22 protein-coding genes and 1 riboswitch are annotated in these 20,186 nt (G+C 51.3%); of the genes, 4 read left to right on the top strand and 18 right to left on the bottom strand.

Features of this window, described 5'->3' with window-relative positions; translation table 11 throughout:
- Positions 1-111: 111 nt before the first annotated feature.
- The 3 genes from ABYK60_RS02820 to ABYK60_RS02810 are packed head-to-tail and all read right to left on the bottom strand — an operon-like array spanning position 112 to position 2,701.
- A complete protein-coding gene (locus ABYK60_RS02820; RefSeq protein WP_372870409.1) occupies positions 112-612 on the bottom strand; it encodes a GDYXXLXY domain-containing protein in 501 nt (166 codons plus the stop codon).
- Positions 609-1,643: a DUF4401 domain-containing protein gene (locus tag ABYK60_RS02815; protein WP_372870408.1), complete on the bottom strand. Its 1,035-nt coding sequence runs from the start codon at positions 1,641-1,643 to the stop codon at positions 609-611. Before ABYK60_RS02815 ends, ABYK60_RS02820 begins: the two co-directional genes overlap by 4 nt.
- Positions 1,640-2,701 (bottom strand): DUF2157 domain-containing protein, encoded by a 1,062-nt coding sequence (locus ABYK60_RS02810; protein WP_372870407.1) that lies wholly within the window; start codon positions 2,699-2,701, stop codon positions 1,640-1,642. The genes ABYK60_RS02815 and ABYK60_RS02810 overlap by 4 nt, the downstream gene beginning before the upstream one ends.
- Positions 2,702-2,845: 144 nt before the next feature.
- Between ABYK60_RS02810 and ABYK60_RS02805 the strand changes: the two genes are divergently transcribed.
- A complete protein-coding gene (locus ABYK60_RS02805; protein ID WP_372870406.1) occupies positions 2,846-3,634 on the top strand; it encodes a substrate-binding periplasmic protein in 789 nt (262 codons plus the stop codon).
- 488 nt (positions 3,635-4,122) lie between these two features.
- Here the strand turns inward: ABYK60_RS02805 and ABYK60_RS02800 are convergent, their stop codons facing one another.
- The 4 genes from ABYK60_RS02800 to ABYK60_RS02785 form a co-directional block, all read right to left on the bottom strand.
- The gene (locus ABYK60_RS02800; RefSeq protein WP_372870405.1) at positions 4,123-4,524 is read right to left on the bottom strand and encodes a hypothetical protein; all 402 of its coding nucleotides are present in this window, start codon (positions 4,522-4,524) and stop codon (positions 4,123-4,125) included.
- Between the two features lie 65 nt (positions 4,525-4,589).
- Positions 4,590-5,189: a GNAT family N-acetyltransferase gene (locus ABYK60_RS02795; protein WP_372870404.1), complete on the bottom strand. Its 600-nt coding sequence runs from the start codon at positions 5,187-5,189 to the stop codon at positions 4,590-4,592.
- 119 nt (positions 5,190-5,308) lie between these two features.
- Complete coding sequence (locus tag ABYK60_RS02790; protein ID WP_372870403.1) at positions 5,309-5,932, bottom strand: 2OG-Fe(II) oxygenase; 624 nt, start codon at positions 5,930-5,932, stop codon at positions 5,309-5,311.
- A gap of 187 nt (positions 5,933-6,119) precedes the next feature.
- Positions 6,120-6,629: a GNAT family N-acetyltransferase gene (locus tag ABYK60_RS02785; protein ID WP_372870402.1), complete on the bottom strand. Its 510-nt coding sequence runs from the start codon at positions 6,627-6,629 to the stop codon at positions 6,120-6,122.
- 306 nt (positions 6,630-6,935) lie between these two features.
- Here ABYK60_RS02785 and ABYK60_RS02780 point away from each other — a divergent pair, with 306 nt between their 5' ends.
- The gene (locus tag ABYK60_RS02780) at positions 6,936-7,547 is read left to right on the top strand and encodes a chemotaxis protein (protein WP_372870401.1); all 612 of its coding nucleotides are present in this window, start codon (positions 6,936-6,938) and stop codon (positions 7,545-7,547) included.
- 15 nt (positions 7,548-7,562) lie between these two features.
- Positions 7,563-8,294, top strand: a complete 732-nt coding sequence (locus tag ABYK60_RS02775; RefSeq protein ID WP_372870400.1) for an MBL fold metallo-hydrolase — start codon at positions 7,563-7,565, stop codon at positions 8,292-8,294.
- 159 nt (positions 8,295-8,453) lie between these two features.
- Here the strand turns inward: ABYK60_RS02775 and ABYK60_RS02770 are convergent, their stop codons facing one another.
- The 10 genes from ABYK60_RS02770 to hinT form a co-directional block, all read right to left on the bottom strand.
- The gene (locus ABYK60_RS02770; RefSeq protein WP_372870459.1) at positions 8,454-9,002 is read right to left on the bottom strand and encodes an NAD(P)H nitroreductase; all 549 of its coding nucleotides are present in this window, start codon (positions 9,000-9,002) and stop codon (positions 8,454-8,456) included.
- A 121-nt stretch (positions 9,003-9,123) separates the two neighbouring features.
- Positions 9,124-9,720, bottom strand: coding sequence for a DoxX family protein (locus ABYK60_RS02765; protein ID WP_372870399.1), 597 nt, complete (start codon positions 9,718-9,720; stop codon positions 9,124-9,126).
- Between the two features lie 86 nt (positions 9,721-9,806).
- A complete protein-coding gene (locus ABYK60_RS02760; RefSeq protein WP_372870398.1) occupies positions 9,807-10,670 on the bottom strand; it encodes a DUF6279 family lipoprotein in 864 nt (287 codons plus the stop codon).
- A gap of 62 nt (positions 10,671-10,732) precedes the next feature.
- Positions 10,733-11,731 (bottom strand): phosphotransferase, encoded by a 999-nt coding sequence (locus ABYK60_RS02755; protein ID WP_372870397.1) that lies wholly within the window; start codon positions 11,729-11,731, stop codon positions 10,733-10,735.
- Positions 11,732-11,733: 2 nt separating this feature from the next.
- Positions 11,734-12,378, bottom strand: a complete 645-nt coding sequence (pnuC, locus tag ABYK60_RS02750; protein WP_372870396.1) for a nicotinamide riboside transporter PnuC — start codon at positions 12,376-12,378, stop codon at positions 11,734-11,736.
- Between the two features lie 3 nt (positions 12,379-12,381).
- Complete coding sequence (locus ABYK60_RS02745; RefSeq protein WP_372870395.1) at positions 12,382-12,642, bottom strand: hypothetical protein; 261 nt, start codon at positions 12,640-12,642, stop codon at positions 12,382-12,384.
- A gap of 57 nt (positions 12,643-12,699) precedes the next feature.
- Positions 12,700-14,889, bottom strand: a complete 2,190-nt coding sequence (locus ABYK60_RS02740) for a TonB-dependent receptor (protein ID WP_372870394.1) — start codon at positions 14,887-14,889, stop codon at positions 12,700-12,702.
- 49 nt (positions 14,890-14,938) lie between these two features.
- Positions 14,939-15,044, bottom strand: a riboswitch (TPP riboswitch).
- A 166-nt stretch (positions 15,045-15,210) separates the two neighbouring features.
- Positions 15,211-15,609, bottom strand: a complete 399-nt coding sequence (locus ABYK60_RS02735) for a YcfL family protein (protein ID WP_372870393.1) — start codon at positions 15,607-15,609, stop codon at positions 15,211-15,213.
- Positions 15,610-15,680: 71 nt separating this feature from the next.
- Positions 15,681-16,670: a PaaI family thioesterase gene (locus ABYK60_RS02730; protein ID WP_372870392.1), complete on the bottom strand. Its 990-nt coding sequence runs from the start codon at positions 16,668-16,670 to the stop codon at positions 15,681-15,683.
- Between the two features lie 3 nt (positions 16,671-16,673).
- Positions 16,674-17,027, bottom strand: coding sequence for a purine nucleoside phosphoramidase (hinT, locus tag ABYK60_RS02725; RefSeq protein ID WP_372870391.1), 354 nt, complete (start codon positions 17,025-17,027; stop codon positions 16,674-16,676).
- A gap of 530 nt (positions 17,028-17,557) precedes the next feature.
- Between hinT and ABYK60_RS02720 the strand changes: the two genes are divergently transcribed.
- On the top strand, positions 17,558-19,318 hold the full coding sequence (locus ABYK60_RS02720) for a M61 family metallopeptidase (protein WP_372870390.1): 1,761 nt from the start codon (positions 17,558-17,560) through the stop codon (positions 19,316-19,318).
- A 132-nt stretch (positions 19,319-19,450) separates the two neighbouring features.
- On the opposite strand, the gene ABYK60_RS02715 is transcribed toward ABYK60_RS02720, so the two are convergent.
- Positions 19,451-20,083: a LuxR C-terminal-related transcriptional regulator gene (locus ABYK60_RS02715; protein ID WP_372870389.1), complete on the bottom strand. Its 633-nt coding sequence runs from the start codon at positions 20,081-20,083 to the stop codon at positions 19,451-19,453.
- Between the last annotated feature and the right edge of the window lie 103 nt (positions 20,084-20,186).

The raw sequence follows: 20,186 nt of genomic DNA, 5'->3' as shown, positions 1-20,186 counted from the left end.
CCGCGATCAACTAATACATCTTATATAGCAATGACTTAAATCAGTGAAATATGAATCTGCTGCGATAGAACTTCATGTGCCAGTCAATATGCCATTCATAACGAACTGAGATTAAAGCCGATTTAATTTCTCATCCAATAACGCCGCTAACAACAAGCTGCCATCGCTTCCAAGACGAAACTCCCCGTATCGGGCAAGGGCAAATCTGGCTGCCTGGCCTTCCTGAAAAAACCATGCATTGCTTGCCAATTTCACTGTCCTTTCCCGCTGTCGAAATTGCAACCTCAATGCATGCTCGGGTGCCAACGCCCCCCTGTCTATGGCAATAAAATGCGCAACCTGCCTGTCGTCAAGACTTACCCAAAAATATCCATCGATATTCCGTGTTAGTTCATCTTGTGTCAACGCGGCTTGAATGCCATCCTCCAGAGCATAACTCAGCGCCATATAATCCCCCTGCATTAATGAGCGGGGATCTACCGGTGCCAGCGCAACACGAACAACAGTACCCTGAGCCAACTGCCGCTCTTTTTTAACAATGTCCATATTAACCACTATCAATAATGACAGGGTCGCCAAAAAACAGATCCAAAAGCCTTTTGGCGCCGTCATTGCACGCTCCTTCTTTTGCAATAAATGCCAGCCAACGCCATAGCAATACCTAAAAGCATCAATACAACGGACTTCACCAGCAAACTGAGAGACATCTCATAGTAATAGGCAAAGAAATACCCCACTACCGCCAACAACGACAATGCCACATAATGCCGCTCTCTCAACAGCCATCCCAGAAGCCAAAGCCCGATGGCCAAGGCCAACCCCGGAAAGTACCAATATACGCCGGCAATCCCGATGACCAATATCAGTGCCAGACCCAGACCCACCTGGATTCGCCGAAAAGTCGCCGCACACAACAGCATAAACAGCAAAGTGGAAACCCATAGATCCCACTGTAACGCATCCGCAGCAACACCATGTCGCAACATCTGCTGGTCACCAAACATCAGACTGTTATCAAGCAACAATGGCAGCAACAGGACTGAGACAAACAACGCATGCTGACAACGTCTTGCAAAAGGGTGGACCCGCAGTTGCCACGGGCAGGAGGATAGACAGATGCCACTGAATATCACCAACATCAGCAGCAATATCGGCATATACCATGCCAACATCCGGGCTTCTTCAAAAGCTAATCCGGCCAACACCAGTGCTGCGCCCAGGGAAACCAGTGCATCCACGCCATAACGGACAAACCAGGCGTTAGTCAGTAACACGCCTATCCCAATCAGGTAAAAACCAGCACTGTGTCCGCTGAAATATCGGTGCAAGCCCAAGATGATGGCGGCCATCGCGGCAATATTCACCGCAAACCCGAATTGGAGCATAAATTCCAGATGTCCGGCACGGCGGTATACATAATGAGCAATCGCGCCATATACCATGCCCACACCTATCGAATGTGCCCCATCAAAGGGAGTGAAACCATCAATCAGAGCAATGGAGAATGCCAAAAAAAACAACGCCGCAAACCAACCGGCAAGTCCGGTAAACAAAGCAAGCCACAGTGGCTGGTGTGGGCTGTCAGTAGCGTCTTGCAGCAGTCCGGCACCGAGCAGTTGCTGTCGAAAATCTGCATGCTTCATCTTTTCGACTCCTGCAGCCTTGTAACAAGCTCCCCCTGACCGGTATTTATCAGGCGTCGTAAATAGACAGTCAGCGCACTGCTGCTGCCAACAATGAATAGTCCAACCAGTAAAAAGCCACCAACGGGGTCATCTATTTCAAATAAGAGTCTGCCCAGCACACAGCTGAATACCGCTATGGCACCAAAGCCCCACATCCCCAAGCCCAACACATAAATTTGCAGCCGGCGATAGTATAAAAATACCGGAAAAAACAGGATAACGAGACCTGAGGTCACGCCTGCGACGCCATGAATACTATGCTCTGGGTCCAATACATCGCCCATTACCTTCATGCCTGCGTATAATGCAAGCTGACCGACTCCCAGCGTTAATAACAGCCCATCAGCCAGGAGCAGCTTTACCTGCCGATTAGCCAGTCGCTGACGCTGGTTAACCAAAAGATGAAGCAACAGATTAGCGATCGCAGCAACCAGCAACATGGTGTCAGCGCTCCAATCAAATACAAAAAATCGTCCCAGAGCCTGAAAATGCAGCCACAGCGCCAGATTGGCCTGCAGTATCGCCGCGCACCAAAGTAAATCATTGCGATACGCAAACGCCGGAAAAAGAGAAAAAGCAGACCAGATTGCAAACAGCTGCCAGGGATCCGCACCGGTTTGATAAACCTGCCCCGACAATGCCAACAAGGCGCCAACCAATAAATCAAGCAACATAAGTGCCGCAGGAATGCCCCAAGGCCAGTCTCGTTTACCAAACCGGTAAAGACCCGCAAGAATTAAGAGTAACGCCGACTCTATAAGCGCAAATTTGATAAAACGATGCAGATAATCCCAATTGTAGGCAAAGAAGAAAATCACTCCCACCGCAAACGACAGCGCGCCAAGATAGATACCAACCACGGAAAACCTTGCCAGCCAATCTTGAGGAGCTGTGTTGGAGGCATCATCAGCCAACGCCCATGCATCAGCTGCCGCATGCTTACGGACCTTGCCTTGCTCAAGCCAGGCTGCAAGCTTTGCCGCATCAGATTCTTTATCCGGAAAGAGATGTTTCATCTGCCTACCTGCCACCTATCATGGTGTAAAGTCGAAAGTCGATTATTTTGCTGGTGTAAATTCGCCTAATTGCTTATTTTTGATATCTGCATATCGCAAGTAAACTTATCAGCTGTTGAATTGACATTGCCATAAGGCCCTTGAATGAGCAAAAAAAATTACCCTACCATACTGGCGTACTGGTTACCGGTACTCTGGCTTGTCACAGGCATTTGCCATGCAACGGACGACAATAAAATTAATGTCACTGTTGGGGGATACTCATTTCCCCCCTATGTGGTGGTTAACTCTTCCGGTTATACAGGCGTTGTGCCGGAGATGGTTGAAGCACTCAACGAATTGGAAAGCCAGTATAATTTCAGTTTCGTCCCTACCAGTGTTTCCAACCGTTATGAAGCCTTTTCCCGTCACAGATTCGATTTGCTATTTTTTGAAAGCCCCGAGTGGGGATGGGAAAATACAGCAAAATCTGTCCTTCCGCTTAACGTAGAAGATGGAGAAGTATTTATCGGTTTGAAACCTCAGGCCGCGGCAGAGGGTTATTTTGATAATTTGCAACAAAAGCGCCTACTCCTGGTTCGTGGTTACCATTATCGGATAGTGGGGTTTGAAACCGACGAGGCCAAATTGAAGCATGATTTTCTGGCCGCCCTGGTACCTGACACCCAAGCCGCCATTGAAGGCCTGTTACTTGAACGGGGTGATGTTTCTCCAGTCAGTCAGTCGTTCCTGAATTGGTACCTGGGCCAAAATCCACAGAAAGCCGAGCGAATTTTTATTTCATCCCGCTGGGATCAGCAGTACCAACATGCCGCACTCATCCATCCGCAAAGCCGAATAGCCAAAGAGCAACTGCAACTACTGATAGGGCAACTCGAATCTGAAGGAACTTTTGCGGACATTTTGAACAAATATTACCTGAAGCAGCGTTAAGGAAAGCAGTCGAAAACGCCTTGTCATTCGCTGCAAGCAGTGCCGCGCATCTATACTGCTGTGAACTCACGCAGAGCAAGAATGGCTTCATTCGCACCTTCCTTAACAAACCACATCGGCATACCATCGGCAAACACCTTGGTATTTATGGTTTGCACCACTGAGTAACAGTCGACTCAATCAATGTACTCCAAAGTGACGCCCTGTGTTTAAACAGGCTGTGATTTCAAAAAATAAATCCAGCACCACCTTGTTGTGAACATTAATCTTATGAGGTTTGCCATCTCACCGCGCCATCAATCAATGTGGCAGGTTAACGTCTGAGCCCGAAATCAGGGAAATTACCATGAGCAAACAAGTTAACCACACCAGCGGGATCCGGTAAAAACCTCATGAGATGGATACGGCTCCGCGCTCCATACTCTAATAAATAAAACGCCCCGTTGGATAAACCCAACGAGGCGTTTCATATAAATCAAGGATAGGTCTTACATGGTCGCCATCTGCCAATAGGCAAGACGACTCTCCGGGTCTGCCAACAGCACCTTGCAACTCTCCTTATACTTGGCCATCAGATTACCCAGACTGGAAGAACCCGCCATGGAGGCAATCTGTTTGTCACGGGCGGCCTGCAGTGCTGCGGCCAAATCCCCCTCGCCAAAATACTTACCCGCCAGCCCGTAGGCGTCGGCTCCAGACTGCTTGAGACGTTCGCCCACAGCCTGCATTTGAGGCGCATTCATGGCGGCAATAGCCTCAGAGCTGATTTGATAATAGGCGGCGCAATCCAGCAACTCACCGGCCAGCGCCTTTTCGGCATCATCGGCCTGGGCTGCACCAGCGGTAATCATCAGAGCCAGAGCCAGCAACGCCTGTTTTTTGATGGACATAAGTGTGATTTCCCTCAAAGTTTTTTGGAAAAACTACCGGACGAACGCCCTGTAATCAAGTTATTTCAGGTATTTGCGTGTCTGGCAAGACGGAAACACAAGTCCTGCTTAACCACCGGCCACTCGGAATTGAGAATAGAAAACACCACCGTATCCCGAATGGTGCCATCTTTGAGAATTTTATGATTTCTCAGCACCCCATCCTGCTTTGCGCCCAAGCGGGCAATTGCTTGTCTTGATGCATGATTGTGCCAATGGGTTCGAAACTCCACCGCGATGGCATGTAATGTCTCGAAGCAATATTCCAGCATGAGCAATTTTGCCTCAGCATTGATGCCGGTGCGCTGAGCGCTTTGCCCGTACCAGGTATAGCCAATCTCCATACGACGATTTTCAGGTTCAATATTGCAGATGCGGGTCGCACCCACAATCTGTCCGCTGGCACGGGAGCGCACCGCAAAAGGAATGGCCGAGCCGTCCAACTGTTGTGCCAGAGCCTTTTCCACATAAGCCTGTACCGCGTCCGGCTCGGGCACACTGGTGTACCACAGCTCCCACAGCTTGCCATCGGTTACGGCTGCCTGCAGAGCGGGCACGTGATCAAGGCTAACCGGTTCCAAAATCACGAGTTCACCAACAAGCGATGATGAAAGTGTGTCTGACATATTCAATCCCTGGAAGATAATCGTCCCGAAGTTGTATCAAACACGAGGCTGAAATTCATGCCTTTTATTAGCAATAATCTGCCAGTTGCTGCACCCATTCCCCAAAAAAAGAGTGAGGATCAAATCCCGTGCTGGCTGCCGGCAACCCTGAACCATCCTGCGATACTCGCCCTGTCAACAGTGGTAGGCAAGACTTCATGGGGGAAACGCTCAGATAAAAAAATCACCAGGCGACCCGCTTGAGGAGCAATATTTTCCAGCAGATTATCCTGCTCATCATAGAGATTCAAAAAGCCCCCGTGAGATGCCTGCCAATCCGGGTTCATAAAAAACACTGTCGTGAGAATACGGTTCTGACTTCCCTTCAGTGCATCCACATGTTTTTTGTAAAACGCACCGGGACGATAGAGCGCATAGTGGCTTTCGTAGTCAAACAGTCCCATAAACAAGCGCCTATTAAGCCCGTCTTTAAGGGAGTCCATCAGACTTAAGTAACCATTGTCAGTAGTGCAGCCCGGTTCCAACCAACGAATGCTGTCGCGGCGGACATCGGTATTACGATGCTGTTCATGCCCTCTGCCGATGCAGGCAGGTTTAAATGTAACGTCAGCCTGACTGAATACCTTCTGGCGGAGTCCAGTCACCAACTCAGAGTCGAATAAGTCATCGATGCAGACATAACCGCGATCAACAAGCTTGTCTGCTACTTCATCGAGTACAGACTCATTGAACTTACAAACCATGATTGCAAGATCCAAACAAAAGCTACGCTTTCGCTGTACTCAAGGGCCCGAAAGGAGAGAAAAGTGAGCCAATTTTTCGAGGTAGGGCGTCAATACGGCAAAGGCAGTATGCCAACCTTTGCCCCGGAAAACGTGCAAATTCTAGGATAGAACCGGGTGGTTAGCAATCAAAATAAACCGCACAATTTCAATCCGTTACAAGCTTATAAAGTAACAAATCCTCCGCAGGCTCACCAAACTGGATCTGATGTGACAATGTAAGGCCGATTTTCTCAAGCAATCGTCTTGAAGGCAGGTTGGCTTCTGTCACTATCGCCACCAAGCCATCAATGCCAAATTCTCCGCGCCTGGCAACACATGCCGCCGCGGCTTCAACAGCATATCCTTTGCCGTAGTAGGCGGGTAACAAGCCGTATCCTATATCCACTTCCGGCAAGGTATCACGTCTGATAAGGCCGCAAGTTCCGATGAAAACATCGTTCTCAACAAGCGATACCCGCCACAAGCCAAACCCATGTTCCCGGTAGCTTTTTATCGGCCCATCAAGCAGATATTTACGTGCGCCCTGCTCATCCCTGATACCTCTGTCACCGATATTCTGAATAAAATCCGCTGTATTGAGCAAGGCCAGCATTTCTGGCCAGTCTTCTTGTGAAAATTCGCGCAAAGCGAGTCGTTTTGTCTGAAAGGGTTGCATTCTGCCTCCTTGGCTGAGTGATAAATCATCACCCCGCTCGCCCGAATATTGCAATGAAAATTTATTGAGGCGCTACTCTGGCTTTCATGCAAAAACCGTAACTGTGACTATACTTTAAACCGTTTAGCACCAACATTTGACAGCCTTGTTAGTGCCAATACAACAGCAAACCTACAGGCCACAGATATGCGAATGTACATAGCTCGGGCGGCATTGTGAATGGCTGGCCGCAGGGCACAATCAGTGTAACGTGCCGACGTTGTTTCCTGAGTATGGATATGGTGATCAACAGGAGTACGAACAGCTATGAAAACGTCTTCACGGGGAAGTCGACCTTACTATGTTACGGCCGCCATGGTTGCCGCTGAGCTGAACCATACCCTCGCCTACTGTAAAGAGATTAATCTCACCGCCAGTAATGCTCAGGCCGCCTCAAGCCGGATTGGCAGTGCCGCATTGGGGTTCAAGGCGTTAACTCACTACATAGACGAACTCGCTGTTTACACAAAACGTGCTGCCAATGAAATTAACCTATTGGCAAAACAAGCAAGCAAACTTGCAACCCAGACGGCCAGAACAGAAACCGCATTGCGCTACTTCCATGCCGCCCGGGATAAAGCCATCAATGCAGCCTACGCTGACAGCATGAAAAACGCCATCTACACCACCGAAGATAACTACGCCAGGCTACAGAGCGATTTCAATCAGGTGCTTGGCAAAATGCAGGTGCAATTGACTGACTTAAAACAAAACCTTCGCAGCGCCAATGCCCTTGCCAGCATTTGCCGCGTAGAAGCCTGCCGCGTCGATGGCAAATTCCAGGCAATTTTTGTGGATGTTGCCAATAAAGTCGATACGGTTGCGGCACAGATTCGTGGACGTGTGGATACTGCCATTCGCCTGTTTGATTATCACTGACGTTAAGGATTAACCATGAAGACCCAATTACTGGTAGAGACGCCGACACATAAGTGGCTGTATTTTGGTCGCGATCCTGAAAAGAACGAAAAAATAATCGATACCAACCAGTATCTGGTACAAAGCGGCAATCAATCGCTGCTGATGGATCCCGGTGGCATTGAGCTGTTCGCCCCCATGTTAGCCAGCCTGGTCCGCCATCTGCCGCTGGAACAGCTCACATACCTGTTCGCCTCACATCAGGATCCCGACATCATTTCATCTTTGGGGCTATGGGATCAAACTCTGCCCAAGGCCAAATTGTTTGCCCCCTGGTTGTGGGAAGGCTTTATCCGCCATTTCGGCATGAACAACATCAGCTACGAGCCCATCAAAGATAAAGGTGGCAAACTGCTGGTCGGCGAAGTGGAACTTCAATTTATTCCGGCGCACTATCTGCATGCCTCGGGTAACTTCCACGTGTACGACCCAGTTGCCAAAGTGCTGATGTCGGGAGACATAGGTGCTGCGCTTGAGCCCGCCGAAGCCGATATTTTTGTGGATGACTTTGCCACTCACGTAAGCAAAATGGAGTATTTCCACCGCCGCTGGATGCCATCAAACCGCGCCAAAAGCAATTGGGTCAGCCGCATGCGCGATTTGGACATTCAGTATATGTGCCCCCAACACGGGCGAATTTTCAAAGGCCATCAGGTAAAACAATTTCTCGACTGGTTCGATACGCTGGAAGTGGGCATCGCCCTGTAAAAGAACTGTGTTCTTACCCCAATAAAAAAGGCCCACACGGGCCTTTTTTATTGTCACCAACACCGGAGTTAGTGTGTTGAGACCTATAGCTACTGTTCTTTAGCCTTTGCATGCCCATGAATGGCAATCAGCGGACGTATTAGCCGCTTTGCAGGTTAATCACAAGTAGCGCACGTAAGGGCTTGGATCCCGCGGCGCCTTGATAGGCGCGTCTACCGCGGGGGTACCCAAGTACAAAAAGCCGACTATCTGGTCATCATCTCCAAGCCCAAGCGCCTGATGCACTTTGCGATCAAAGGCAAAGTCACCGGTGCGCCAGATGCCGCCCAGCCCTAAAGCAAAGGCAGTCTGCTGCATCGCCATGACAGCGCAGCCTGCGGCAATTTGCTGCTCAAGTACAGGCACCTTGGGGTGCGCCTGAGTCTTGGCAACGACGGTGATCACCATGGGCGCCCGCTTGGGCATGCCTTCGGCCTTACTTAAAAACGCCTCATCGCCACCGTTGGCTTTTGCTGCCTCGGCGAAGATTTCCCCGAGCCGCGAAAGACCCTCAGCTTGTGCAATAATAAACTCCCATGGATTGAGGGCACCGTGATCTGGCACCCGCACCGCTGCATCCAGAATAAGCTTCAGCTGCGCTGCATCCGGCGCCGGGGCCAACAGCCGTGGACAGGACTGGCGGGTCGTCAATAAGGTTAAGGCATCCAATGATTTATCCTCTTTATCATGCATGGCGCCAGCATAGCATGAAAAACACAAAAATCCCGCCGCCACAGGCGTACGGGATTGTTGGGATGTCCATGGCAGGGGCTTGGCAAGCCCTGTTGCATCAGTCTCTGGTCAGGCCAAAACGCTTGCCCACGTACCAGTCGATACTGGTGTAGCGGCCACCGCCCAGGGCGAACAGCGCCAGCAACATGGCAAAATAAGTGATGGCGAACTCGATACCATTATTGAGCACCACAAAGTTGCCACTGCCGGTGAGATAGTCGTAATTCCCGTATTCCTGCAATATCTCTTTGGCACGGGACAAACGCTCGGCGGACTGCATCACCTGGTCATTGGCAAGCCAGCTGGAGGGGTCGGCAATGGCAAGCCAGCCATTTTGCCAGTGCACGGTAAAAGCGGCCACCAACATGGTTACCATCAGTGGAATCGAAATAAGGCGGGTAAACAGTCCAAGGATCAACAGGATGGCACCAAAAAACTCTGTTCCGGCGGCAAGGCCCGCCATCAGCGACGGAAAAGGCAGTCCCAATCCCCAATCTGGATTACCGAACCAGGCGGCAGTATCTTCAAAGTGTGCCAACTTGTTGTAACCGGCCTGCATCAGTACCGGTGCCAGATAGAGCCTGAGTGCCAAAGGGGCAAGGGCGTCGCCAATATGACGGCCCTGGGTGTTGAGCTTTTGAATAAGTTGCAGCATGGGTTCCTCTCAGCCAAGGAGACGTATGAAAAGTGGCTATGTTATGAAGACCCGATGTTGCAACAGTTTATTTCGGCGTAAGTCTGTTATTGACCGGAACTGTCCGCCGCCTCCAAAGCCAACTCACGCAGGTCAACGGTGAGAGCATCATATTCACGCCACAGTTTCTTACGTTGTTTATCAGACAGATCGCGGTAGATGTCCATCACGAGGCGACCAAAGTTCTCCTGATTCAGACGGATAGCGTCCTGATGCGCCTGTGAGCGCAGGGTATGCGGTGCCGTCATCAACTGGCGCAAACGGCTGGCGAGCTGCTCGGTATCGCTGCGCTGCCTGAGCGCCTGCTCGAACTGCCTGAGCCATTCGTGGCGGTACTCAAGCCACATATCCAGCGTTGCCAGCCGGGTGGTGTTGGAGTCATGGATCATCGCTTTCTGCTTGTTGCTTACTTTGCCAAGCCACTTTTCGGCCCGCTCTTCGAGGCGTTTATCCGAGTCTTTAACCAACTCGGCCTGACTCTTACCGGCATACTCGGCCACCGTTTCCGCTTCATCTTTCCTGAGCTGGGCAATCAGTTCATCAACCTGCTCATCTGAAAGACTTTGAATAATCGGCAAAATACCGTCGAACACATGGTCGAACAACCTGAACCAATGGGACTGGGCATAATTAACATGCTCAGCCCACAGCGCGGGCGTAAGGGTATTGGATTGCATCTGGGCTTTAAGGTTGTCCAGCTGCGCCACATAACGCGGCAACTCTTCTTTTTGGTGCCAGACAATAAACTCATCCAGCACCTTGTCGAACGCCTGCTGCTGACTTTTGTTCAGGCTGACATAATCGTCCAGCTGCCATTCAATGGCCCAGTCGAGGAAGTAGTAGCTCATCTTGGTGGAACAGGCCGCCAGCGTAAACAGCAGCATCAGGGTAATAATGGCTCGAGATTTCATTGAGGATCCTTCCACATCAGTCTGTTTCAAGGTTACCAAGGGTGGCCGGAGCTGAAAATGTCTCAACTGTTCGCTAATTGTAAGTATCTGTGAAACCAGGAAAGATAATTGTTGTCTCCACTTTGCCCCGCCATCAACAGCGCCCAAATGGCGCCAAAATACCAATGCAGGGCAACAGCATCAACAATGAGGGGGGCATCGCGTTGGTCGAGTTGTGGGTGAAAATCCAGATACGCATGAACCAGCGCCGTCTGGGCATCGGCAGTCAGCCGATGGGATGCCAGCACGGTGGCGAGATCCCACAACGGGTGGGATGCACAGGCATATTCAAAGTCAATGCAATACAGCTTGCCACCGTGGCAGAGCAGGTTATGGGGCGTCAGATCGCGATGACTGTACTGAAAATTTAGCGGCTTGCGCTCAATTCGCTCCAACGCGGCTTGAATGTCCCAGGCACATGACGCCAGCTGCATTTGCGCCCGCCGCCATTCATCACAGTATTGCCACTGGGGCAAACCAGAATCCAGTGCCCGCTGGTAATCCTGCCACTGCTCAGTAAAACCCTTGGCGTTAGCTGGCAGCGGTAACTGCTGTAATCCTTTGAGCAATGCAAGTAACAGGCGGGCATCAGCTTGAGCGCTATCCACAGGAGCGCCGAGCCATTTTCCTTCATCACTGCTTGCCAAGCCCCTGAAACCAGAGGCAGGAATTTCGGCGTATTTTTCCGGCCAGTCGCCGTGGTCAAGCCTGTGGGACAAATAACAGCGACCATCGTCGCTAATTGCAAGCAGTGGCGGTGCCAGCCCTGCCCTCGCCGCCAATTGCCAATTACCGGCTTCAAAGGCACGCTGACAAAAAGCGCTGCTTTCATCACGATTAATACGCAGCACCCAGGCTCTGCCATTGGCTTCAATCAGGGCATTGTCATTACTGAGTCCCTGAGTCAACGCGCTGACATTGGCCATTGCCAATACGTCACCACCCAGGGCTTGCGAGATAAAAGCACTTACCCCCGGGGTTTCCCAGGGGTAGCACTCGATGTTATCAGCGGATTCGCTCATCACTATCCGAGCGCAAGTACAGGCTCACGCTGCTCAGCGAGCGCGGCACGCCAGATAAAGTATCCCGCAACCGCCATCCCAACGTAGAGCACGAACAAGAGTGACGTCATCATCAACCCTTTGCTGAGATAAAGATAAATCGACACTACATCTATCACCACCCAGTAGAGCCAGTTTTCCAATACCTTTTTAGCAACCAGATAAGTAGTCATGACCGCAAAACAGGTGGTGGCCGCATCCAGATACGGGAAAGAAGCCTGCGTGTAGTTGGCCATCAGATAACCGCAGCCAAGTGATACCAGAGTGGTCACTGCAATGAGAAGCAGATGCCGTGACAGCGACCAACTGCTGACCTTGAGCTCATCGTCTGTATCCTTTTGCCACAGCCAATAGCCATAGACGGCCATCGCCATGTAGTACACGTTGAGTGCCGACTCCATCAGCAGTGCCACTTCATAAAACAGCACCGTATAAATGGCTGTGCTGGCAAAAGCGGCCACCCAGCACAGTCGATTGCGCTTCATGGCAAGCAGCAGGTACGCCAAAGCGAGCGCTACAGCTACAGCCTCCCATACCGACAACGCCTGCATTTCACCAAAAGCACTGTGCAGGGCGCCGCCAATCCAGCTCCAATTTTCCACTTGCATGGGTTACTCCGAGTGCGACAAATCCAGGGCGCCGCCAATAAACTTGCACACAAATACGGCCTTACCGAACTGTTCATGTGCCGCTTGCATTTCCGTGGCGAGCATGGTCATCACCTCCTGATAATCGCCCTGAACCTGAGTGGCCATAGCGTTAGTGCGACGGGTGATGCCCGGGTAACTGTCGAGGCGACCAATAAACCAACGAATGGGCTCAATATAATTTTCATGCAGCGGATACATGCTGATTTCAGCGGTAAGTTTCATCTACTTGTCTCCATCGGCGCCCGCGGGCGCCGCAAAATCGAATGAATCACGCAGGTGTCAGAGTCTGACATCGACAGTCAGACCCACACTGCGCGGATCGCCGTAGCGAATGTACTGCTTGTCGGCCCAGCCGTTGTCCGGCTCATTACCAAAATAGAAACCACGGACGCCATATTGCTCATCAAGCAGGTTACGTCCCCACAGGTACACAGACCAGCTATCGCCTTCATATCCGGCGCGGGCATTTAGCACAGAGTAAGCCTGTGACACCGAATCATTGGAGTCAGAGTAATAGAACTTGCTCTTGCCGTTGGCGTTAAGATTGGCAAAAAAGCCGCTGTCACCGCGCCAGGTAGCGCCCACAGACCAGGTCCAGTTTGGCGCATGGGCCAGTTCACGGCCACTGAGGTCAACAGTATTGCCATATTTGTCCTGATAGCTGTAATCACCGTATTCGGCCTTGAGATAGCCCAGACTGCCATAGAAATGCAGGCTATCGGTGGCGTACCAGTTGGCATCGAGCTCGGCGCCATAGTTGGTTGAGCTGCCGGCATTTTCAGTAAACAGGATAAAACGCTGTGGCCGCTCTGGATCCTGCTGCGATGCGGATACCTGCTGATCCTGCCTATCCATGAAAAAGACCGCCACGTTGGTGCCCAGGTTGCCATCAAGGAAGCTGGATTTGAGACCAATTTCGTAGTTATACAGGACTTCGGTATCGAACTCTTTCTTGTCGGCAAACTCTGGCGGCAGCGACATGTTAAAGCCACCGGCCTTATAGCCTCGGGCAATACGGCCATAGAGGTTATGGCTGTCATTAAGCTGCTTGCCAAGGGCGATATGCCCACCCCACATGGTTTCTGACGGGCTGAAGGCATCACCGGCATCATCCACATATTCGGCATCGCGGCGCTCAACCCGGGCGCCCACCGACAGATTCAGGCCATCACCGAAGTCGGTATCAAGCTGACCAAATACCGCCAGGTTACGGGCATCGTACTCAGAGCGCAGTGTTTCATCAGCCCAGCCGTTATAAAAAGAAGCAAGATCGTTGTCTTCATTCAGCTGCATGCCGTAGACACCCAGCAGCCAGTCGGTGCTGCCAGCAAAAATACGCGCTTCTTCTTTACTCGCCAGACGGAATTCCTGGGATACAGTGGTGCGATCACCGCGTTTATCCCAGGTGTAGTCATACACGCAAGGCTCAGTGCCAATCACATTCCAGTCGTCGTCATAGGCTTCACACTCTCGGCTTGCCCAATACTCAGGGTTAGCCCAGTCACCGTCGTAGGCGTGCCTGTGGTCAGTACCGGCGAAGCTGGTGAGCGAGGTGAGTTCGGCAGATTTGAAACCATCATAATGGACCTTAAGACCAACTCCGGTGGTACGTTGGGCATCCACTCCCGGTTTGTCAGTCAGGGTATCAAAGCCGTTATTGTCCAGCGTCCATGCATCATAGCCGTTATCGAAATCGGCATGCAGCAGGGTAAAGTCCACCTGGGTATTGTCGCTGGCGTACCAGCGCAGCTTGGTTCTAAGGCTCAGTTCGTCACGTTCATTGGTGTCGGAGCGGTTAAGGAACAGGTTGTCGCGAAAACCATCCTGGTTATGCTGCTGCAGCGACACCCGATACAAGAGCTCACCCGAGTCCACCATGGGGCCGGAACTGAAACCGGAAAAGGTACGCAGATTATCCGAGCCCAGACTGAGCTGAGCACCATGCTCGAATTGCTCAGTGGGGTCGTTACTTTTGAGGTAAATCAGGCCTGCAAGGGCATTGGCGCCATAGCGGGTTCCCTGGGGACCACGCAGCACCTCAGCCTGTTGCATATCGTACATGGACGACACCATGCCAAGACCAGACAGATCGATATCGTCAATCAGGTAGCCAACAGAGGAGTTTGGTGCGCCCTTGTATTCTTCCTGCTCGCCAACGCCGCGAATTTGAAAATAACGCGGGCGCGAGGTGCCACCGGACCAGTTGAAGTTGGCCACAGCGCCAAGTATGTCTTCAAAGTGCTGTGCACCTTCATCCTCAAGCTGCTGCGCATCAATTACTGTGACACTGGAGGGGATTTTTTCAATCGCCAGACCACGGAAATCAGCGGTGACCAGCATCACTTCAATTGGCTCATCTGAATCGGCTTCATTGGCAAACGCAGCCGGCGACATCACTGATGCCACGGCAAGCGCAACCGGCGCCAGATTACATAATGGAAAACGGGAACTGCGGTGTGGTGTAAACATTGGGACCTCAACAAAAACTGTATGAGATCCGGCAAGCTCGGAGCGGCAAAGAAAATCGTTGGCCCATTCCTACGCCGGTATCAGCCGGATCAGGTTCTAAGGGTTTGTCGGTGGACATCTCAGTCCGCCTGCGGCGGACACCCCTTGGCGCGGCCAATTATACGCTCATCCAAGTCAAAGATGATACTTTTGTTGCAAGGGCTTTGATGAAAATTGCGCCATCAGACACCATTTTGTGACCAGGTGCGAATTCAGTTGGGTTAAGGCATAAAGAAAAAACACCGGCAATGCCGGTGTTTTTATTACACGAATCGCAACGAATCAGTTCGAAAAAGCCTTGCGCACATAAATTTCCACTCTACTTGCACTTGAATTGGGCGCCACGCTGCTCACCTGTTGCTGCTGCATTCCATGCAATTTCAGCGATTGCCAGCTCTGACCCTCAGCCTCCACTAGCAGCCCCTGGGCGTCATACCAACTGAACTTGTATTGCAATCTGAGATCCGTGGAAACTTTGCTTGAAATCAGGGCGGAGCCCTTAAGCAAATCACCACTGCCAATCAAGCGCACATCTGAAACCGAGACTTCGCGGCTGAACGTAGCGTTATCGACTCGGCTTTCGCCGCTGGATGCCACAGATACGCCTGCGGTGTGCTTGGCACAACCGGCAACGCCCATGGCCAGCACGGCTGCCAGCATCAATGTCATTCCTTTTTTCATCTTGCCTCCCGATTAACTAATTTCAACAGAGTGCCACGGCTTTGCTGAATCCAAGCTTATCAACTTTGCTATCAGTCGATAAGGAAGTGTGCCCGCGCGGTGGCAATCAGTTGCTTACGGTTGGTTTGCCAGCAGTTAATGTTCACATTGGCCACTCTGCGCCCCTGGCGGGTGATGATGCACTCAGCAAAGGTGTCCTTGTTCAGCCCTGCCCGCAGATAGTCGATGGAAAAGTCCACCACCTTGGGTACCCTGGATGTTTGCATAAACACCATCAGCTGTACAATCGCCGACATTTCCATAAAACCGGCAATCACGCCGCCATGAATAGCGGGCAGCACAGGATTGCCGATGTTGGCATCCCGCGCTGGCAAACGGCATACCAGTTCATCGCCAAAGCGCTCAACCGCCATGCCGATAAAGCGGGCGTAAGGCACTTGCTCCAACAGATGACCAAAGTCATTAAGCTCGGTGACCCGGCGAACGATTTCTTTGACGTCCATGGGCGCTGAGCGGGTGGCTTCGTCCGGACAGTGAGAAAGCTCGGTCACTTCCGGCCCCAGTACTACGCCATCTTCAAGCAGGGCGCCGCGGAACTGCTCACCGACCATTTCCGGGCTGATACGCATAAATGAGCCCACAGCATGGGCAATAGGCTCGTCAATGCTGTCCTGATAGGCAATGGCGCGGGTAAAGGCGATATTGTTTGATAAACGGTAGCACTCTGCAAATGCGTACACAGGCTTTCCCGGTTCTGCTGGGCGCATGTAGTCCACCCGCAAATCCAGTGTCGGAGAAATTTCCAGGGTGCTGAACTTCTCTTGGATGGCGCACACCACAGCAGTACCGCTGGCAGTATCAATCAAGGTGGTAATAACCCCGCCATGAATTACTCCGGTATCAGGATAACCAATCAGCGCTGAGCTATAAGGCAGCTGCAGCAGCACATGGTGCTCGCTGCCCTCAAGCACCTCAATCCCAAGACGGCGGCACTGGGCCAACTGACTGACAAAGCGTTTGGCCAGTGTGGTCAACGGGAAAAAATCCGAATTTACTTTCATGGCTTATCGCTTGCTCAACATGGGGCCCAGCGGCTCGCCGCCCACCAGGTGCATATGAATGTGGTACACCTCCTGGCCGCCGTCGCTGTTGCAGTTCATGATAAGACGGTAACCACTCTGGGCAATACCTGCCTCAGCAGCCAGCTTGGCCGCCACAGTAAACATACGCCCCAGCGCCTGCTCATCAGAGGCCTTCACATCATTGGCGGTGGGGATAAGATGATTGGGGATAATCAGAATATGGGTTGGCGCCTTGGGGGCTATATCCCGAAAAGCGGTGACCAGCTCATCCTGATACAGGATATCGGCGGGGATTTCGCGACGGATAATTTTGCTGAAAATGGTTTCTTCGGCCATGGTGAACTCCATATGCTGCCAGGCTTTGCCAGTGGCTTGCCCAAAGTTGCCCTAAAAGGACAGTTTGTTCCAAAAGACAGATTTGCCCTAAAAAATGATTCGGCATTCTGCCAGAAATTCAATGGGCTTATGATAGCAAGGCCAACGGTATTTGGGTAAGCGTCTTTTGGATGAGCCTCTATAGAGAGTGAACGTCTTTTGCAGACTTTGCCAACACCTGCTTTTTTTGGCAGCATGCGAGCATTCCAGGGGGCTGTTTACCTTTCGTGCTGATTATCGCAGCAATTTGAGGATTATTTACACAAGGCAGAGAATTTCAAAGGTAGTCATTCGACCTGATAAGCCTATAACGCCTGAGAAAGAATCCACAAACGCTGCCCGAAGGGTTCGGCTAAAGGCGTTTTACTCTGCGTCGAACGCTCTTTGCTTAGAATCACCAGGCGGCAAAGACTCGCCTTGATTAAAACGCTTTTATCTCGAACAAAATACAACCACAAAAGATCAACAACACCTAAACATCGGGAACCATTATGATCCGTTACAGCATTCTTCCAAGCGATCCCAAAGCCCATCTGTTTGAGGTCAGCATCGACATTCCTTCCCCTGCGGCAAACCAGGTTTTATCGCTGCCGTCCTGGATCCCGGGCTCGTATATGATCCGGGACTTTGCCCGCAATCTGATCTCCATCCGTGCCAGCCAAAACGGCGCAGCTGTTGCCTTCAATCAGCTCGATAAACAGCGCTGGCAGCTGGCATGCGCCCAAGGCGCACCATTGACAGTGCAGTATCAGGTGTATGCTTTCGATATGTCAGTGCGAAGTGCTCATCTGGACATGAGCCACGGCTTTTTCAATGGATCCAGCGTGTTTCTGGCAGTGGAAGGTCAAACCGGGCAGCCTTTGCTGGTTTCAATGCAGGCACCTGATTTACCTGACCTTACTCACTGGCGCCTTGCCACCGGACTCAAACGGCAAAGCGGCGAGGCATGGCACTTCGGAGACTTCATTGCCGATGATTACGATGCCCTGATTGACCATCCGGTGGAGATGGGGGATTTCACTCTGGCAAGTTTTGAGGCCTGCGGCGTGCCCCATCATATAGTGCTGACCGGACGTCATCGCTGCCATATGCCAAGGCTGTGCGCCGACCTCAAGGCCATCTGCGAAACCCAAATCCGCCTGTTTGGTGGCAGCGCCCCCTTCGATGAATACCTGTTTATGACCATGGTACTGGATAACGGTTTTGGCGGTCTTGAGCACAGAAATTCCACCGCGCTGGTGTGCTCACGCAAGGACTTACCGCTCACCATGGACGAAGCGGTCAGCAAGGACTACCGCACTTATTTATCCCTTTGCAGCCACGAGTATTTCCACAACTGGAACGTTAAGCGCATCAAGCCCGAGGTGTTTCTGCCTTACGCCCTTGATAGCGAGAGCTACACCCGCCAGCTGTGGGCCTACGAAGGCATTACCTCGTACTATGACGACCTGCTCACCCTGCGCGCAGGACGGGTAAACCCAGAGGCATACCTGGATATGCTGAGTGAAACCATGACCCGGGTGTACCGCGGCAAAGGGCGCTTTAAGCAAAGTCTGCGGGATTCAAGCTTCAACGCCTGGACCAAATTTTACAAACAGGATGAGAATGCCCAGAACGCCATCGTCAGTTATTACACCAAAGGAGCCCTGTTTGCGCTGTATCTTGACCTGACACTTCGCAAAGAAACCGACGGTGAAAAAAACATAGATTCTCTGATGCAACTCTTGTGGCAACGTTTTGGCCTTACAGGCACAGGCACTACAGAAGCCAGTCACCTTGAACTGGTGAGTGAACTTTTGGGCAGAGATGCTGGCGACATTTTCGCCTACTTGGATAACACAGATGACCTGCCCCTCGAGCCACTGCTGGCAGAATTTGGGGTTCGGATGGAACTGCGCCCTGCTTCAGGCCAAAGCGATACCGGTGGCGGAACGCCCGACACTCTTAAGGTCTGTTTGGGTGCAAAATTTAAACCGGAAGCCGTTGGCGTGCGCATTCAAACCGTGGCAGAAGGTGGCAGCGCCCATCAAGCCGGGCTTTCAGCAGGTGATTTACTGATTGCTGTGGATTATTTGCAGGCGGGTGCCGGACTTGAGAAACAACTGGAAAGTTATGCCGTTGGCAACGAAATGGATATTCACTTCCTTCGCCGCGACGAGCTCCATACCGCAACGCTGGTGCTTCAGGAAGCGCCTCTGGATACCGTATCATTGCATTTAATGGAAAATACGTTGGCAAGCCGTTGGATTTAAGTCGCCCCGACGGGCTTACTTAAAAGGCAGAAGTATGGAATTAAAAAAAGGCGCTATCACGCCTTTTTTAATTTATGTCAATGCAAGCCTATTACTACGTCCGACATTAATGCCAGGTAAGATACAAGCGCTTTATACATGCACTTCGTGCAAATGTGTCTGAGCCCACGCGATAGCCTGCCCACGACTGGATACACCAATTTTCCGAAATGCCCGGTACAAATGTGTTTTAATAGTGCTTTCACTGACATAAAGTCTGTTGGCGATATCCTGATTGGTATTGCCGGACAGGAGTGCCTGCAATACCTCTCGCTCACGAATGGTCAGCTTATCGCTGTCTTCTTCATCATGTTGCCCAGTCATACTGCGACGCAACATGGCAGGGATTTGGTGACGGCCTTTGAGGATCTCACTCAGCCCTTCACCCACTTGTGCAAGGCTGGAATCAAAATAAAATACCCCAGCTGTAACCGAAGCATTTATAAGAAAACGCGCATCTGTTTGACGTGGAAAGTGAATAAACACCACTTTAACGGATAAATATTCTCTTTCGATATGCTTCTGAAGCTGATACGCCTTTTGCATATCCACAGATGCCAGATCGATTATCACCAATGAAATTTGGCTGAGGTGTAATTTATTGCTCATTTCCTCAGGCTCAGCCTTGGTCAATTTAACCAAAAACTCCTGGGGCCAACGACAATCCAGCAAGTCACCCAGCAAATGTGAACGTGACACCACCATCCAATGAATAATCTTGAACATAACGCCCAACCTCCGTGTAAATATTTGGGTCAACCTGCATGCTCTGCCAATCTCCGAGCAGAACAAGCACAAGTTACACCAAACAAACAACTGTATCCACCCC

Source organism: Shewanella sp., from assembly GCF_041630135.1.
In the GTDB taxonomy this organism is placed as follows: Bacteria; Pseudomonadota; Gammaproteobacteria; order Enterobacterales; family Shewanellaceae; genus Shewanella.
This window is presented reverse-complemented; position numbering and strand designations above follow the sequence as displayed.

What these genes read in the sequence shown, in the direction of transcription:
- ABYK60_RS02820 (WP_372870409.1), bottom strand. Translation starts at nt 612, where the DNA reads ATGACGGCGCCAAAAGGCTTTTGGATCTGTTTTTTGGCGACCCTGTCA.
- ABYK60_RS02815 (WP_372870408.1), bottom strand. Translation starts at nt 1,643, where the DNA reads ATGAAGCATGCAGATTTTCGACAGCAACTGCTCGGTGCCGGACTGCTG.
- ABYK60_RS02810 (WP_372870407.1), bottom strand. Translation starts at nt 2,701, where the DNA reads ATGAAACATCTCTTTCCGGATAAAGAATCTGATGCGGCAAAGCTTGCA.
- ABYK60_RS02805 (WP_372870406.1), top strand. Translation starts at nt 2,846, where the DNA reads ATGAGCAAAAAAAATTACCCTACCATACTGGCGTACTGGTTACCGGTA.
- ABYK60_RS02800 (WP_372870405.1), bottom strand. Translation starts at nt 4,524, where the DNA reads ATGTCCATCAAAAAACAGGCGTTGCTGGCTCTGGCTCTGATGATTACC.
- ABYK60_RS02795 (WP_372870404.1), bottom strand. Translation starts at nt 5,189, where the DNA reads ATGTCAGACACACTTTCATCATCGCTTGTTGGTGAACTCGTGATTTTG.
- ABYK60_RS02790 (WP_372870403.1), bottom strand. Translation starts at nt 5,932, where the DNA reads ATGGTTTGTAAGTTCAATGAGTCTGTACTCGATGAAGTAGCAGACAAG.
- ABYK60_RS02785 (WP_372870402.1), bottom strand. Translation starts at nt 6,629, where the DNA reads ATGCAACCCTTTCAGACAAAACGACTCGCTTTGCGCGAATTTTCACAA.
- ABYK60_RS02780 (WP_372870401.1), top strand. Translation starts at nt 6,936, where the DNA reads ATGAAAACGTCTTCACGGGGAAGTCGACCTTACTATGTTACGGCCGCC.
- ABYK60_RS02775 (WP_372870400.1), top strand. Translation starts at nt 7,563, where the DNA reads ATGAAGACCCAATTACTGGTAGAGACGCCGACACATAAGTGGCTGTAT.
- ABYK60_RS02765 (WP_372870399.1), bottom strand. Translation starts at nt 9,720, where the DNA reads ATGCTGCAACTTATTCAAAAGCTCAACACCCAGGGCCGTCATATTGGC.
- ABYK60_RS02760 (WP_372870398.1), bottom strand. Translation starts at nt 10,670, where the DNA reads ATGAAATCTCGAGCCATTATTACCCTGATGCTGCTGTTTACGCTGGCG.
- ABYK60_RS02755 (WP_372870397.1), bottom strand. Translation starts at nt 11,731, where the DNA reads ATGAGCGAATCCGCTGATAACATCGAGTGCTACCCCTGGGAAACCCCG.
- pnuC (WP_372870396.1), bottom strand. Translation starts at nt 12,378, where the DNA reads ATGCAAGTGGAAAATTGGAGCTGGATTGGCGGCGCCCTGCACAGTGCT.
- ABYK60_RS02745 (WP_372870395.1), bottom strand. Translation starts at nt 12,642, where the DNA reads ATGAAACTTACCGCTGAAATCAGCATGTATCCGCTGCATGAAAATTAT.
- ABYK60_RS02740 (WP_372870394.1), bottom strand. Translation starts at nt 14,889, where the DNA reads ATGTTTACACCACACCGCAGTTCCCGTTTTCCATTATGTAATCTGGCG.
- ABYK60_RS02735 (WP_372870393.1), bottom strand. Translation starts at nt 15,609, where the DNA reads ATGAAAAAAGGAATGACATTGATGCTGGCAGCCGTGCTGGCCATGGGC.
- ABYK60_RS02730 (WP_372870392.1), bottom strand. Translation starts at nt 16,670, where the DNA reads ATGAAAGTAAATTCGGATTTTTTCCCGTTGACCACACTGGCCAAACGC.
- hinT (WP_372870391.1), bottom strand. Translation starts at nt 17,027, where the DNA reads ATGGCCGAAGAAACCATTTTCAGCAAAATTATCCGTCGCGAAATCCCC.
- ABYK60_RS02720 (WP_372870390.1), top strand. Translation starts at nt 17,558, where the DNA reads ATGATCCGTTACAGCATTCTTCCAAGCGATCCCAAAGCCCATCTGTTT.
- ABYK60_RS02715 (WP_372870389.1), bottom strand. Translation starts at nt 20,083, where the DNA reads ATGTTCAAGATTATTCATTGGATGGTGGTGTCACGTTCACATTTGCTG.